The organism is Janthinobacterium lividum, assembly GCF_034424625.1.
Taxonomy (GTDB): Bacteria; Pseudomonadota; Gammaproteobacteria; order Burkholderiales; family Burkholderiaceae_D; genus Janthinobacterium; species Janthinobacterium lividum.
In genome coordinates, this window is sequence record NZ_CP139976.1 from 39212 (window position 1) to 52208 (window position 12997).

The 12997-nt window shown below is 61.0% G+C and carries 13 protein-coding genes; 8 read left to right on the forward strand and 5 right to left on the reverse strand.

The features are described from left to right. The first annotated feature begins 1 nt into the window (after window position 1). Together U0004_RS00145 and uraH are read left to right on the forward strand one after the other, a co-directional pair. Window positions 2-496 (forward strand): GlcG/HbpS family heme-binding protein, encoded by a 495-nt coding sequence (locus U0004_RS00145; protein ID WP_070258691.1) that lies wholly within the window; start codon window positions 2-4, stop codon window positions 494-496. Window positions 497-507: 11 nt separating this feature from the next. After that, a complete protein-coding gene (uraH, locus tag U0004_RS00150; protein WP_070258689.1) occupies window positions 508-918 on the forward strand; it encodes a hydroxyisourate hydrolase in 411 nt (136 codons plus the stop codon). 7 nt (window positions 919-925) lie between these two features. Here uraH and U0004_RS00155 read toward each other — a convergent pair whose 3' ends face one another. Next, entirely contained in the window at window positions 926-1624 is a 699-nt protein-coding gene (locus U0004_RS00155; RefSeq protein WP_070258687.1) for a glutathione binding-like protein, read from the reverse strand. Window positions 1625-1801: 177 nt separating this feature from the next. Between U0004_RS00155 and U0004_RS00160 the strand changes: the two genes are divergently transcribed. Then, window positions 1802-2227 carry a hypothetical protein gene (locus U0004_RS00160; RefSeq protein WP_070258685.1) on the forward strand — a complete coding sequence of 142 codons (426 nt, stop codon included), beginning with the start codon at window positions 1802-1804 and terminating at the stop codon, window positions 2225-2227. A 4-nt stretch (window positions 2228-2231) separates the two neighbouring features. On the opposite strand, the gene U0004_RS00165 is transcribed toward U0004_RS00160, so the two are convergent. After that, the gene (locus U0004_RS00165) at window positions 2232-3884 is read right to left on the reverse strand and encodes a methyl-accepting chemotaxis protein (RefSeq protein ID WP_034781259.1); all 1653 of its coding nucleotides are present in this window, start codon (window positions 3882-3884) and stop codon (window positions 2232-2234) included. 313 nt (window positions 3885-4197) lie between these two features. On the opposite strand from U0004_RS00165, the gene U0004_RS00170 reads away from it, so the two are divergent. Beyond that, complete coding sequence (locus U0004_RS00170) at window positions 4198-4563, forward strand: hypothetical protein (protein WP_034781254.1); 366 nt, start codon at window positions 4198-4200, stop codon at window positions 4561-4563. Window positions 4564-4598: 35 nt separating this feature from the next. On the opposite strand, the gene U0004_RS00175 is transcribed toward U0004_RS00170, so the two are convergent. Then, window positions 4599-5024 carry a hypothetical protein gene (locus U0004_RS00175; RefSeq protein WP_070258683.1) on the reverse strand — a complete coding sequence of 142 codons (426 nt, stop codon included), beginning with the start codon at window positions 5022-5024 and terminating at the stop codon, window positions 4599-4601. 171 nt (window positions 5025-5195) lie between these two features. On the opposite strand from U0004_RS00175, the gene U0004_RS00180 reads away from it, so the two are divergent. Next, window positions 5196-6038 (forward strand): AraC family transcriptional regulator, encoded by an 843-nt coding sequence (locus U0004_RS00180; RefSeq protein ID WP_231958568.1) that lies wholly within the window; start codon window positions 5196-5198, stop codon window positions 6036-6038. Between the two features lie 54 nt (window positions 6039-6092). Here U0004_RS00180 and folE read toward each other — a convergent pair whose 3' ends face one another. Then, window positions 6093-6659, reverse strand: coding sequence for a GTP cyclohydrolase I FolE (gene folE, locus U0004_RS00185; RefSeq protein ID WP_034781250.1), 567 nt, complete (start codon window positions 6657-6659; stop codon window positions 6093-6095). A 74-nt stretch (window positions 6660-6733) separates the two neighbouring features. Next, window positions 6734-7573, reverse strand: coding sequence for an NAD(+) diphosphatase (gene nudC, locus U0004_RS00190; protein ID WP_081345818.1), 840 nt, complete (start codon window positions 7571-7573; stop codon window positions 6734-6736). Window positions 7574-7864: 291 nt separating this feature from the next. Here nudC and U0004_RS00195 point away from each other — a divergent pair, with 291 nt between their 5' ends. From U0004_RS00195 to U0004_RS00205, 3 genes are all read left to right on the forward strand, one after another. Then, window positions 7865-10198 carry a catecholate siderophore receptor Fiu gene (locus U0004_RS00195; RefSeq protein ID WP_070258679.1) on the forward strand — a complete coding sequence of 778 codons (2334 nt, stop codon included), beginning with the start codon at window positions 7865-7867 and terminating at the stop codon, window positions 10196-10198. A gap of 384 nt (window positions 10199-10582) precedes the next feature. After that, window positions 10583-11896: a dicarboxylate/amino acid:cation symporter gene (locus U0004_RS00200; RefSeq protein ID WP_034781235.1), complete on the forward strand. Its 1314-nt coding sequence runs from the start codon at window positions 10583-10585 to the stop codon at window positions 11894-11896. A 108-nt stretch (window positions 11897-12004) separates the two neighbouring features. After that, window positions 12005-12997 carry a porin gene (locus tag U0004_RS00205; RefSeq protein ID WP_070258677.1) on the forward strand — a complete coding sequence of 331 codons (993 nt, stop codon included), beginning with the start codon at window positions 12005-12007 and terminating at the stop codon, window positions 12995-12997.

Genomic DNA, 12997 nt, shown 5'->3' on the forward strand with positions numbered 1-12997 from the left:
CATGAAAACCCTTCTTTTCGGCAGTACCCTGCTGTGCCTGCTGGCCAGCCCCGCACACGCCCAGCTGCGTAAGGTCGATGATCTTTCTCTGCCAGCGGCCAACAAGCTGGCCAACGCGGCCATGGCCGCGTGCCAGGCGCAAGGCCGGCATATCGTCGTTACCGTGCTGGACCATGGCGGCAATGTCGTGACGGTGCAGCGCGCCGACGGCGTCGGACCGCACAACACGGAAGCCAGCCGGCGCAAGGCGTATACAGCGCTGTCCACCAGGAGCGATACCTATGCGCTGGCCGTGGCGGCCCGCAACAATCCGGACATGAGTAATTTGACCACCGTGCCGGAACTGTTGCTGCTGGGCGGCGGCCTGCCGTTGCGGGCCCAGGGAGAAGTGGTCGGCGCCATCGGCGTGGCCGGTGGCGGTGGCGCGCAGCAAGACCGTGCCTGCGCCCAGGCTGCCCTGGCCGCCATCCCCGAACTCGATTCCCCCACCCTTTGAAAGACACGACGATGACGTACCTGAAAAAGATCACCGCCGCCCTGGCCTTCGCCAGCCTGTCCGGCATGGCCCTGGCCGCCGCCAATCCCTTGAGCGTGCACATCCTCGACTTGCAGAGCGGCCTGCCGACAGCGGGCGTGACGGTCACCCTGGAGCAAAAGAAAGGCGAAGGCTGGCAACAGTTGGCCAGCGCCGTGACAAATGCGCAGGGGCGCATCGCGGCCATGTATCCGGAGGATGCTCCCATGCAGGCGGGCGATTACCGCATCGTGTTCAAGACAGGCGAGCACTATGCGCGCCTGAAACAGGAAACCTTCTTCCCGGAAATCCCCGTGCAATTCCACGTGGAAAAGACCGACCAGCACTATCACATTCCCTTGCTGCTCAGCCCTTTCGGTTTTTCCACTTACCGGGGGAGCTGACCGTTGATCACGCCACCGTCTTCGCCGTCTGCCCGAACAGCACGCTTTTCGCGTCGCCGCTGACGGTGGGCTGCACATTAATTTCAGCCGCCCGCGCATACGCGCGCACGGTGGCGGGACGGGCGGCAATGGCCGTGAACCAGCGCGCCAGGTGCGGGAAATCTTCCAGCTTCTGGCGCTGGCGCTCGTGCGGCACGATCCACGGGTAGATCGCCATGTCGGCGATGGAATACGTGTCGCCGGCCACGAATGCGCGGTCCGCCAGGCGCTTGTTCAGCACGCCGTATAGCCGGTTCGTTTCGTTGACGTAGCGCGTGATGGCGTAGTCGATGGCTTCGGGCGCATATTGCACGAAATGGTGGTTTTGCCCGGCCATGGGGCCAAGCCCCCCCATTTGCCAGAACAGCCACTGCATGACTTCGGCGCGTCCCCGCACGTCGTCCGGCAGGAATTGCCCGCTTTTCTCGGCCAGGTATTGCAAAATCGCGCCCGACTCGAACAGGGACAAGGGCGCGCCGCCATCTTCCGGCGCCTGGTCGACGATGGCGGGGATGCGGTTGTTCGGCGCGATGGCGAGGAATTCGGGCTTGAATTGGTCACCCTTGCCGATATGCACGGGAATAATGTTGTAGGGGATGCCCGCTTCTTCCAGGAACATCGTCACTTTGTGCCCGTTGGGCGTGGTCCAGTAATACAGGTCGATCATCGTGGTCTTTCCAGATAGATAAGTAGGGCAGGCGGCCTCCGCATCACTATTGTCGCGCCGCAACTGATATGCATGGATATAATGCCACGTAAGCGAAAAACAAGACGGCGCAAGCATTCACTAGCGCCGTCACGCAGGCATCACGACATTCCCGAGCACCAACCAAGAAAGCCGACCATGCGCAAACTCCTGATCGTCACGCTGTCCGTCCTGCTGTCAGGCTGTGTCCAGGACTTCGCCATCTACATGTTCGATGGACAGGACCATTCCCTGACCGTGCGCCGCCAGCAACGTTATTTTTGGCAAGATACCGTGGAAGTGCAGCTGATGGCGACCAATCTGCCGCAATGCCAGCGCCTGCATACCCTGTCGACGGATGCGCCAGCCGACATCACAGTCGAGCTGTTTGCCGCCGGCGATGGCATCTGGAATATCCGCATGGGCAAGCAGCTGTGGCAGGCGGAAACGAATACCTGCAATGCGCTGACGGAAATGGAAAACGACCCGAAAGCCGACCTGGGCCAGCTGGTCGGGCAATTCGTGGTCGTCGATGACAAGCTGGAATTCGAACCGGCGCCGCAGGCGGCGGCGCCAGCCCAATAAAGTCCTAGCGCGCTGCCAGGCTGCGCAGCGGCTTTTTCGCCACGGCGCGTGGCGCGCCAGCCGAACTTGCCGCCAGGCGCGGCGACGTCCCCATCCCCGGCTCCTGCGCCGACAGCTTGAAGCGCGCCACCAGTTGCGCCAGCACGGCCGCCTGGTCCTGCATGCTCGACGCCGCGGCCGCCGCCTCTTCCACCAGTGCCGCATTTTGCTGCGTCACGCTATCCATTTCCGTGATCGCCTGGTTGACGTGGCCGATGCCCGTGCTTTGCTCGTGCGAAGCGGCCGTGATGTCGGCCATGATGTCGGTCACGCGCGAAACGGAAGCCACCACCTGATCCATGGTCGTGCCCGCCTGTGCGACGAGCGTGCTGCCTGCCGCGATGCTGTCGACGGAAGCGCCGATGAGCTCCTTGATTTCCTTCGCCGCGCCAGCGGACCGTTGGGCCAGGTTGCGCACTTCCGACGCCACCACGGCAAAGCCGCGTCCCTGCTCGCCGGCGCGCGCCGCTTCCACGGCCGCATTCAAGGCCAGGATATTCGTCTGGAAAGCGATGCCATCGATGACGCCGATAATGTCGACGATCTTGCGCGACGATGCATTGATGGTATCCATGGTGCCGATCACTTGCGCCACCACGGCGCCGCCCTGGCGGGCCACGGCGGAAGCGGACTGCGCCAGTTCATTCGCCTGCACGGCGTTGCCCGCGTTTTGTGTCACGGTCGAAGTCAATTCCTCCATCGAGGCCGCCGTTTCTTCCAGCGAACTGGCTTGCATTTCCGTGCGTGCCGACAAGTCCATATTGCCGCTGGCAATCTCGCTCGATGCCGTGGCAATCGTCTCGGCGCTGTGGCGGATTTCACTGATCGCATCGACCAGGTTGGCTTGCATGGTTTTCATTGCGTACAGCACGCTGTGGCGGTCGTTGGCATGCGTGCGCACGACGCCGCTCAAATCGTTATTCGCGATCTTTTCGGCCACGTCGGCCGCATACTCGGGATCGCCGCCCAGCGCATGGCGCAAGCTGCGGTTGATCACGACGACGACGGCGGCCAGCAGCGCGCACACGAGTACCAGCACGCCCAGCGAAGTCAGCAGCGACTGGCGGAAGGCCGCATCGATATCATCCATGTACACGCCCGTCACGATGGTCCAGCTCCATGGCTTGTAGGCCACCACGCGGCTCATCTTCGGTTCCGGCGTCTTCTGGCCGGGACGGGGGAAATAATAGTGGACGAAGCCCTTGCCCGCATCGGTCTTGCCCACGGCAACGATGTCGCGGTACAGATAAGTGCCGTTGGCATCTTTAAAATCCGACATGTTCTTGCCATCGGTTTGCGGTGCGGCGGGATTCATCACGACGACGGCATCGAGGTTGATGATGGACAAATAACCGGTTTCGCCGAAACGCATGCTCTTGATGACGGCCGTGGCCTGCTTCTGCGCTTCTTCCTTCGTCAAGGCGCCGCTGGCGGCCAGGTCGCCGAACATCTTGACGGCGCCCAGGCCCAGGTCGGCGGCATTGCTCAGGTCGGCGCTGCGCTCTTCGATGCGGATCTTGCGAACTTCCAGCGCGTTATAGACAAAAATAACGGTGATGCACAACAAGCTGCAAATCAGGGGAATCCATAACTTCTGCTGGAACGTCAATTTCTTCATGCTGTGTCTCCAACTATCTATTTGCGGCGATGGGGCGTGGCCCGCATCCTGCCCTGCAAGCCAGGAATGCGGCGGCGACGGTGCTCTGGCGGCACCGTTCAGACTGCTTCAGCATACGCTTGAACGACCGATATTTACAATGCCGGGAAGCAATGATTTTTGCCCGGTGTTGTTAATGCGTTGCGACAATTGATGAGAATTGATGCTGCATTGCAGTAAAAAGGCATGCAGATAGGCATCGGCAAGGCAGGCGGGGGTGGCGTGCCTGTGTCAAAATGCACGCCGTATACTCGACGAATCACGAAAGAACAGCATGACCAAGAATGAAGCCATGAAACGCATCAACGACCGCCTGGGCAAACCCACCCTGACGGACAAGAACACGCATTTTGCCAGCGTCGCCAGCTATGGCACGGACGAAGGCTGGTGGCTGAAGATTCCCTTCCTGACGTTCAAGCAGGAATTGCACTTCATCCTCAACAATGAAAAAACGAAAAGCTTCCAGCACCTGAAAATCGGCGCCAACCAGATCCTCAGCCCCGGCATGAAGTTCCGCAGCACGGGCGGCGCGGCCGACGCCTTCATGTCGGCCTCGGCGCCGAAACGCCTGGTCGACTTGCTCGACGGCGGTAGCAAGTACAACTTCACCAAGCATTTCGTCAACGACTACCGCTACTAGTCCCACCTGACCCAACCTGCTGCGCGTCGGTTTGGTCAAGCGTCGCGACGCCTTGTCGGATCATTGTGGGGCGGCAGCCACGCCCTGAGCAAATGCTGGGCGATGTCGAGCGCGTCGTCGCGGCTGGTGCCGAAATGCAGGGGATAACCCCAGAACTTGCCGAACATCACGGCAAAGGCCTTGCCGGCCAGGCGCTTGGCGGCGCTCGGTTCGACCAGCACCATGCCCTGGATATACGCGCGGATGGCGGCCTTGTTCTGCTTCATCCATAGTGAAGCCCGCTTGCGCTCTTCCTGCGGGTGTTCATGCCCATCTTCGTCAAAGCCTTCTTCGCTGAGGATGACAAACGCCTGGCGGCGCGCCAGCAGCGCGTCGAACTGGGCAAACAGAATATCGGGCTGGACAGGCGCGGCCTCGCGGCGCATCCAGACGAGGGGGAAAGTGGATAGATCAAGCTGCATGGTAATGACTCCTTCAAGGGGGTTGCCGTTCCTCCTCACCTTCATCAGAACACGGGCGGCGGCGGTTGCCGTTGAAGCGGGGCTGCGGATGCCCATACGATAGCGTTGGCAGCGCTGCGCGTCATTGCATAAAATAGCCACAATATTATTCAATCCAGCCAAAGTAACCCCATGCCCCATCCCCTCTTGCCCAGCATGCTGACGGCCCACCTGGGTCTGGACGACGACGCCTCCATCCTCGATTTCGACGTCGATGGCGTGCTGCGCCCCTTGCTGGCCGTGGGCCTGGCCAGCGTGCCCGAGGATGCGGAGCAGGCGCCGCATCAGCACCGCAAGGGGCAGTTGCTGTATGCCACGCGGGGCGTGATTCATTGCGAGGTGGAAAGCGGCGTGTGGATCGTGCCACCGCAGTGCGCCGTGTGGATACCAGGCGGCCTGATGCATGCTGCGCAGGGCGTGGGCGAGGCGGAATGTTATTGCCTGTTTATCGAACCGGCCATGGCGCCAGCCTTGCCCGCCGTCTGCTGTACCGTGGCCGTCTCGCCCTTGCTGCGCGCACTGATCGCCAAGGCGGCCGGTTTTCCCACCCTGACCGTGCTGCAGGGCGCGCAGGAACGCCTCGTGCTCACTTTGCTCGACGAGCTGGCGGCCGCGCCCGTGGAAGACTTGCATCTGCCGATGCCGCGCGATGCGCGCTTGCGCTGCCTGGCTTCCCTGCTGCTGGCGCAGCCTGCCGATAAAAGTACCCTGGCCGAATGGGCCAGCCGCATCGGCATGAGCGAGCGCAGCATGACCCGGCAATCACTGGAGGAAATGGGCATGAGTGTAGGCCGCTGGCGCCGGCAATTGCACGTCATCCTTGCCTTGCAACGGCTGGCGCAAGGGCGCAGCGTGAAAGCGGTGGCGCTGGAACTCGGTTATGAAAATACCAGCGGTTTCGTCACCATGTTCCGCAAGGCCGTGGGCAAGCCACCGGCGCGCTACCTGGCGGAACGGGAATCGAAGAGACTATAAAACGCATAAAAAAAGGCGGCATATGCCGCCTTCATCTTGCATCGTCGATGAAAATCAGACTTCGCGCGCCAGCGCCAGAAATTCCGTGCGCAGCGCCAGGTTCGGCTGCATCTCGCCCAGCATGGCCGACGTGATGGTTTCTTCGCCCGGCGTGCGGATGCCGCGGCTTTCCATGCACAGGTGGCGGCAACGTACGACCACGCCCACCGATTTCGGTTCCAGCACTTCCATCAGGGCATTGGCGATCTGCATCGTCATGCGTTCCTGCACTTGCAGGCGCTTGGAGAAGCAATCGACGAGGCGCGTCAGTTTCGACAGGCCAACGATCTTGCCGTTGGGCACGTAGCCGATGGTGGCCTTGCCAAAGAACGGCGCCAGATGGTGCTCGCAATGGCTGTAGACGGGAATGCCGCGCACGACGATCAGCTCGTTGTACTGTTCCGCGCCATCTTCGAAGGCTTTCAGCAAGTCCACCGGATCCTGGCCATAGCCGGACGTCCAGTGTTTCCAGGCTTTTGCCACGCGCGCCGGCGTTTCCAGCAAGCCAGGACGCTGCGGATCTTCGCCAAGGCTGCTGATCAACCGGCGCCAGTCGTTTTCGGAGAATTCTTCTTGAGACATGCTAAACCACCCTAAAATTTTCAATTGCCGCCAGTATATAGAAAATGCGGCAAGCTGCCCGAGCAGTCCCCGCTTTACGACACTGCCGGCGGACGGTGGGCGCCGACCAGCAGCGCGGAAATCGACACGCTCGAACTCGCTTCCGGCCACGCATCGCCGGGGCCAAACCAGCGCGCCTCGGCGATTTCATTCTCGTCGAGGCGAATCTCGCCATCGAGGTAATCGGCCGTAAACGCGATCATCAGCGAATGGGGGAACGGCCAGGATTGGCTCATGAAGTACTGCAAGTTATGCACGCGCAAGCCCACCTCTTCCATCACTTCGCGGTGCACGGCTTCCTCGATCGATTCGCCCGCTTCCAGGAAGCCGGCCAGCGGACTGAAACGCTGCGATGGCGAATGCTTGTGCATGGCCAGCAGTACCTGGTCGCCCTTGCGGATGAGTACCATCATGGCTGGCGAAATACGCGGATACGCGAGCATGCCGCAGGCGGCGCATGTGAAGCAGCGCTCGCCAGGCGTGCGCTGCATGGGCGTGGCGCATACGCCGCAATGGCGGTGCGTGCGCGCCCACTCGGCCAGTTGCGCGGCGCGGCTGGCCAAGCCCAGGAAAGCATCGTCGATGGCATTAAACAGCGAACGCATGCCGTGCCAGGCCAGAGTGCTATCGGCGGGCAACAGCTCCTCATCCGTCCAGACGGTCTGGCAATAACGGCCCTGCCACAGGCCCACGGGCTGGGCGCGGCTGAGGTCGATATCGAGCGCGGCCGCCTCGGCGGCATTGGGCAAGGACAGCTCGGACGTGCGCAACAATAAACGTCCGCGGTGAAAGACGAATGTGAGCGTGTCGGCTGCCGCCGGGGCCGGTTCGGGCGTATCGATCAGGGGGACAAAGGCTTCGGGAGTTTGCAGCATGCTTGGCGGAAATTTGTAAAGGTTGCTCATCATACTCCCGCCGGCGGACGCCTGCGCGCATAGCAGCGGCCAGGCCGCAAAGCAAGCATTCATGGGCCATGACAGTGTTTTTTTTGCGGCACACCCAATTCGTTGCGTAAACGAGACTGATAACGATTCTCATTTACGAATGAGTGCCCAATAATTACAATGTCTGTCAACCCGTCCATCGCCAGCCACTTGCCCGCTTGCCACAGCACAGCGGCGCAGAGCCAGCCAGGAACCACTACCTGACCTTATCGAGAGAGCAAGATGGCAATCAAGAGCCGCAAACACGCCCCAACCCGTTTCAACCAGCACATCGGCGCCGCCCTGGCCGTGATGCTGCTGCCCGTCGCCGCCCAGGCCGCCGATCCGGCCGGCCAAAGCGCGCCTGCATCGCAGCAAACCCTGAACGAAGTCAAGGTCATTGGTTCCAAGGAAAACGACTTCAAGGCCGAAAAAGCCTCGTCGCCAAAATACACGGAAGAGCTGGTCAATACGCCGCAAACCATCGTCGTGATCAAGAAGGAATTGATCGAACAGCAAGGCGCGCTGACCCTGACGGACGCGCTGCGCAACACGCCGGGCGTCGGCACTTTCTTCCTCGGTGAAAACGGCAACACCAACACGGGCGACGCCGTCTACATGCGTGGTTTTGATTCATCCGGCAGCATCTATGTCGATGGCGTGCGCGACGTGGGTTCCATCTCGCGCGACGTCTTCAACATCGAACAGATCGATGTATTGAAGGGCCCGGCGGGCACGGACAGCGGCCGCGGTTCGCCGACCGGCTCGATCAATCTGGTCAGCAAGACGGCCACCATGGAAAACAAATTCAATTCCCTGCTGACGGCGGGCAGCGGCAAGCAGAAACGCGCCACGGCCGACTGGAACCGCATCCTCGACAGCGATACGGGCACGGCCTTGCGCCTGAACCTGATGACGCAGGACAGCGGCAACGCGGCGCGCGATGAAGTCAAGAACAAGCGCTGGGCCTTCGCGCCCACCGTCACCTTCGGTATCGGCAAGCCGACGCGCATCACGGCCAGCTACCTGCACGTGGATCAAAACAACGTGCCCGACGGCGGCGTGCCGACCATCGGCCTGCCTGGCTACTCGACGCCGGACGTCCCAACGAAGGACAAGCCGATCATCCGCACCTACCTGAACAGCGCGGCCAAGGTCGATCCGAAGAATTTCTACGGTTCCACCTCGGACTACGACAAGATCAAGGCCGACATGGGCACCTTGCGCATCGACCATGATTTCTCGCCGAACGTGCAAATCCAGAACACCACGCGCTACGGCAAGACCCAGCAGGACTACCTGCTGACGGCCTTCATGGCCAACACCGCCAACCTGAAGACACCAGTCACCACCGATCCATCGACCTGGACCCTGGCGCGCTCGCTGCGCACCGTCAAGGATCAGGAAAACACGATCCTGACCAACCAGACCGTGGTCAGCGCGCAATTCGACACGGGCGTGCTGAAGCACTCCGTGGTGGCCGGCGCCGAATTCACCAGCGAAAAACAGACCAACTACAGCTATGTGCCCGCCAGCCTGGGCACCTTGCCGGCAGCGAACCTGTACCACCCGAATCCGCGCGACACCGTCACCGGCCATAACCCCGTGCGCAGCGGCGCCTTCACGGAAGGCGAAGTCAACACGCAAAGCCTGTATGTCTTCGACACCATCAAGTTCGGCGACAAGTGGCTGTTCAACGGCGGCGTGCGCTTCGACCATTTCAATACCACGTATGACGCCATCACCCTGCAAACGGCCGTGACTGCGCCTGCGGTACAGCCATTGCCAGTGGGCACGCCGATTCCTACCCACCTGACCCTGAGCGACACCCTGGCCAACGGCAAGATCTCGGCCATGTACAAACCGACGCCGGACAGCAGCGTGTACGCCTTGCTGGCCACGTCGAAAGCGCCGCCTGGCGTCAACTTCGCCCTGAGCACGGGCGCCAGCAGCGCGCAAAACCCGAACTATGACCCGCAGGAAACCATCACCAAGGAAATCGGCACCAAGTGGGACTTCCTGAAGCAAAAACTGTCGCTGTCGGCCGCCGTCTACCAGACCACCGTCAAGAATGAAGTGGAACAGGACCCAGTCATCCCGACCATTTATTATCAGACCGGCAAGAAGCGCGTGGAAGGCCTGGAACTGGGCGTGGTGGGCGAGATCATGCCAAACTGGCTGGTCAGCGCTGGCTACACGCGCATGAATACCAAGGTCGAGTCGGGCAAGGTCGTCACGGCCAGCGGCATCAATAACCTCAGCTACACGCCAAAACAGGCGTTCACCAGCTGGACCTCGTACACCCTGCCGTTCGGCCTGAAAATCGGCGGCGGCGCGCGTTACGTGGGTGAAATGCTGCGCGGCACCGATGGCGCCGTCGGCACGCCGGCCCGCGTGGATGCCTACTGGGTCTTCGATGCCATGGCAACCTATACCGTCAACAAGAACCTCGACTTGCAGCTGAACGCCTACAACCTGGCCGACAAGACCTATGTGGCGGCCATCAACAAATCCGGCTTCCGCTATACCCCGGGCCAGCCCCGTTCGTTCAGCCTGACGGCGAATATCAAGTTCTGAAATCAATAGAACAGAAACTCCACCACATCAAGCCCCTCTTCGGAGGGGCTTTTTTATTGTCCTGCCAATCTTGTCTTTTTGGCGCACCGCCGCCCTGCCGCGACTAGCGTATGAAAAGTCATACAGCGATATCCCGCCGCGTCCAATATTTCGCGCAAGCACGCCAAGTTGCGACATCTAAACAACAAAAAAGCTTCCTTAAATCAACAACTTAAGAAGTTAGGTTCCAAATTCCCATTTCAGGCATATCCTTTGCTATGTACAGGTTTTGCTGCAAATAATCGCTGGCACGCAAGGGCTTGTTTTTGAGAAATATTGACTCCAAGCTTGAGTTGCTCGCTATCAATAATCCGCTCACAGCGGCGTTTCACCGGAGGAGTCAAAATGAAAAAGAAACGGCCATTAACCCTGTACATCCTGATTGCCATGATCCTCGGCATTGCCGTGGGCTATGGATGCAACACCGCCTTCCCTGATGCCAAGCTCAGCGCTCAGATCGCTGGCAATATTTCCATCGTCACCGACGTCTTCCTGCGCCTGATCAAGATGATCATTGCGCTGCTGGTGTTCTCCACCCTGACGGTCGGTATCGCCCACATGGGCGACGGCAAGACGGCGGGCCGCATCGGCCTGAAAGCCATGTGCTGGTTCGTCGTTGCCTCGCTGGTGTCGCTGGCGCTGGGCATGGTGCTGTCGAACCTGATGCAGCTGGGAACCAACCTCGGTTTGCCATTGCCGGACATCCACGCGTCGACGAATCTGAAAACGGCCGCCTTCACCTTGAAAGACTTCTTCACGCACCTGGTGCCGAAGTCGCCGATCGAGGCCATGGCCAACAATGAAATCCTGCAAGTGCTGGTGTTCTCGATCTTCTTCGGCGGCGCACTGGCCGGCCTGGGCGAATCGGGCAAGACCCTGACGGCCGTCGTTGACCAGCTGGCACAAGTCATGCTGCGCATCACCGGCACCATCATGAACCTGGCCCCGCTGGCCGTGTTCGCTGCCATGGCCTCCGTCATCACCACCCACGGCCTGGGCGTGCTGGTCACGTTTGCCAAGTTCATGGGCGGCTTCTACGTAGGCCTGCTGTGCCTGTGGGCCCTGCTGATCGGCGCCGGCTTCGTCGTCATCGGCCCACGCATCTTCAAACTGGTCGGCCTGATCCGCGAACCGTTCTTGCTGGCATTCTCGACGGCCAGCTCGGAAGCGGCGTATCCGAAACTGCTGACGGCGCTCGACCAGTTCGGCGTGGACCGCAAGATTTCCAGCTTCGTGCTGCCGATGGGCTACTCCTTCAACCTCGATGGCTCGATGATGTACTGCACCTTTGCCGTGCTGTTCATTGCGCAAGCCTATGGTATCGACCTGTCGATCGGCACCCAGATCACCATGCTGCTGCTGCTGATGCTGACCTCGAAAGGCATGGCCGGCGTACCGCGCGCCTCGCTGGTGGTGATTGCCGCTACCCTGAACCAGTTCAATATTCCGGAAGCGGGCCTGCTATTGCTGATGGGCGTCGACCAATTCCTCGACATGGGCCGTTCGGCAACCAACGCGGTCGGCAATGCCGTCGCCACGGCCGTCGTCGCCAAGTGGGAAGGTGGCCTGGCCACCGAGGAAGAAGCAGCCGCGGCCAACGCGGCCAGCCAGAACACGGAAAGCCATTGGGGCGAAGCGGATCACGCTAGCAAAGCCTGATAGCGCCATGGCCCGCCACAAGCGGGCCATTTATTTGTTGTCCATGTTGAGTAACAAGCAGTCAGGTAGTGCGATCAGTAGTCATCCCAACTTATTAGAGAGATTTTCATGAAAAAAGTCCTGTTTACCCTGCTGGCCCTTGGCGCAGCTTCCGGCGGCGCGCTGGCCCAATCGAGCGTGACCATCTATGGCGTGGCTGACGCCGGCCTGGTGTTCGACAAGGATGCGGCTGGAGACCGCCTGAACCGCGTCGCTTCCGGCGTCGCCTCGGGCTCGCGCATCGGCTTCAAAGGCAAGGAAGACCTGGGCGGCGGCCTGGCCGCAACCTTCGTGCTGGAAAGCGGTTTCAATATCGACACCGGCACCTCGGGCCAGGGCGGCTTGCTGTTCGGCCGCCAGGCATATGTCGGCCTGACCGGCAGCGCCGGCGCCGTCACCCTGGGCCGCCAATATTCTCCGTACTACCTGGCCCTGCGCGACGTGGCCGATCCGTTTGTCATCGGCCTGGCCGGCACGGCATCGAACCTGATGGCGACGAATATCCGCGTTGACAACATGGTGCAATACACCACGCCAACCTATAGCCACCTGTCGGCCGACCTGGCGTATGGCTTTGGCGAAGTGGCTGGCGACAATGCGAAAAACCGCAGCATGGGCGGCGCCGTGCACTACATCGACGGTCCGCTGAACGTGACCCTGACGCACCACCGCAAGGAAAATGCGCTGGCGACCCAGCAAACGCGCAACACCCTGCTGGCCACGCGCTACGACTTTGGCGTGCTGCAAGGCAACTTCGGCTACGCCGACAACCGCGCCCTCGACAACAGCAAGAGCAACGACATCCTGCTTGGCTTCAGCGCACCGTTCGGCGCCACCAAGCTGGTCGCGTCCTACATCCGCCACAACGACAAGAGCAATGCCAACCGTGACGCCCAGCAGTGGGCCATCGGCGCCTTCTACGCCCTGTCCAAGCGCAGCGACCTGTACACCGGTTACGGCCACATCAGCAACAAGAACGGCGCCACCTTCGTCGTCGGCAATGCCACCGACAATGGCACCGGCAACAGCGGCTTCAACCTGGGCATGCGCCATACCTTCTAA

What these genes read in the sequence shown, in the direction of transcription:
- U0004_RS00195 (WP_070258679.1), top strand. Translation starts at nt 7,865, where the DNA reads ATGGCAATCAAGAGCCGCAAACACGCCCCAACCCGTTTCAACCAGCAC.
- U0004_RS00205 (WP_070258677.1), top strand. Translation starts at nt 12,005, where the DNA reads ATGAAAAAAGTCCTGTTTACCCTGCTGGCCCTTGGCGCAGCTTCCGGC.
- U0004_RS00165 (WP_034781259.1), bottom strand. Translation starts at nt 3,884, where the DNA reads ATGAAGAAATTGACGTTCCAGCAGAAGTTATGGATTCCCCTGATTTGC.
- U0004_RS00155 (WP_070258687.1), bottom strand. Translation starts at nt 1,624, where the DNA reads ATGATCGACCTGTATTACTGGACCACGCCCAACGGGCACAAAGTGACG.
- U0004_RS00200 (WP_034781235.1), top strand. Translation starts at nt 10,583, where the DNA reads ATGAAAAAGAAACGGCCATTAACCCTGTACATCCTGATTGCCATGATC.
- U0004_RS00175 (WP_070258683.1), bottom strand. Translation starts at nt 5,024, where the DNA reads ATGCAGCTTGATCTATCCACTTTCCCCCTCGTCTGGATGCGCCGCGAG.
- U0004_RS00145 (WP_070258691.1), top strand. Translation starts at nt 2, where the DNA reads ATGAAAACCCTTCTTTTCGGCAGTACCCTGCTGTGCCTGCTGGCCAGC.
- nudC (WP_081345818.1), bottom strand. Translation starts at nt 7,573, where the DNA reads ATGCTGCAAACTCCCGAAGCCTTTGTCCCCCTGATCGATACGCCCGAA.
- U0004_RS00180 (WP_231958568.1), top strand. Translation starts at nt 5,196, where the DNA reads ATGCCCCATCCCCTCTTGCCCAGCATGCTGACGGCCCACCTGGGTCTG.
- U0004_RS00160 (WP_070258685.1), top strand. Translation starts at nt 1,802, where the DNA reads ATGCGCAAACTCCTGATCGTCACGCTGTCCGTCCTGCTGTCAGGCTGT.
- folE (WP_034781250.1), bottom strand. Translation starts at nt 6,659, where the DNA reads ATGTCTCAAGAAGAATTCTCCGAAAACGACTGGCGCCGGTTGATCAGC.
- U0004_RS00170 (WP_034781254.1), top strand. Translation starts at nt 4,198, where the DNA reads ATGACCAAGAATGAAGCCATGAAACGCATCAACGACCGCCTGGGCAAA.
- uraH (WP_070258689.1), top strand. Translation starts at nt 508, where the DNA reads ATGACGTACCTGAAAAAGATCACCGCCGCCCTGGCCTTCGCCAGCCTG.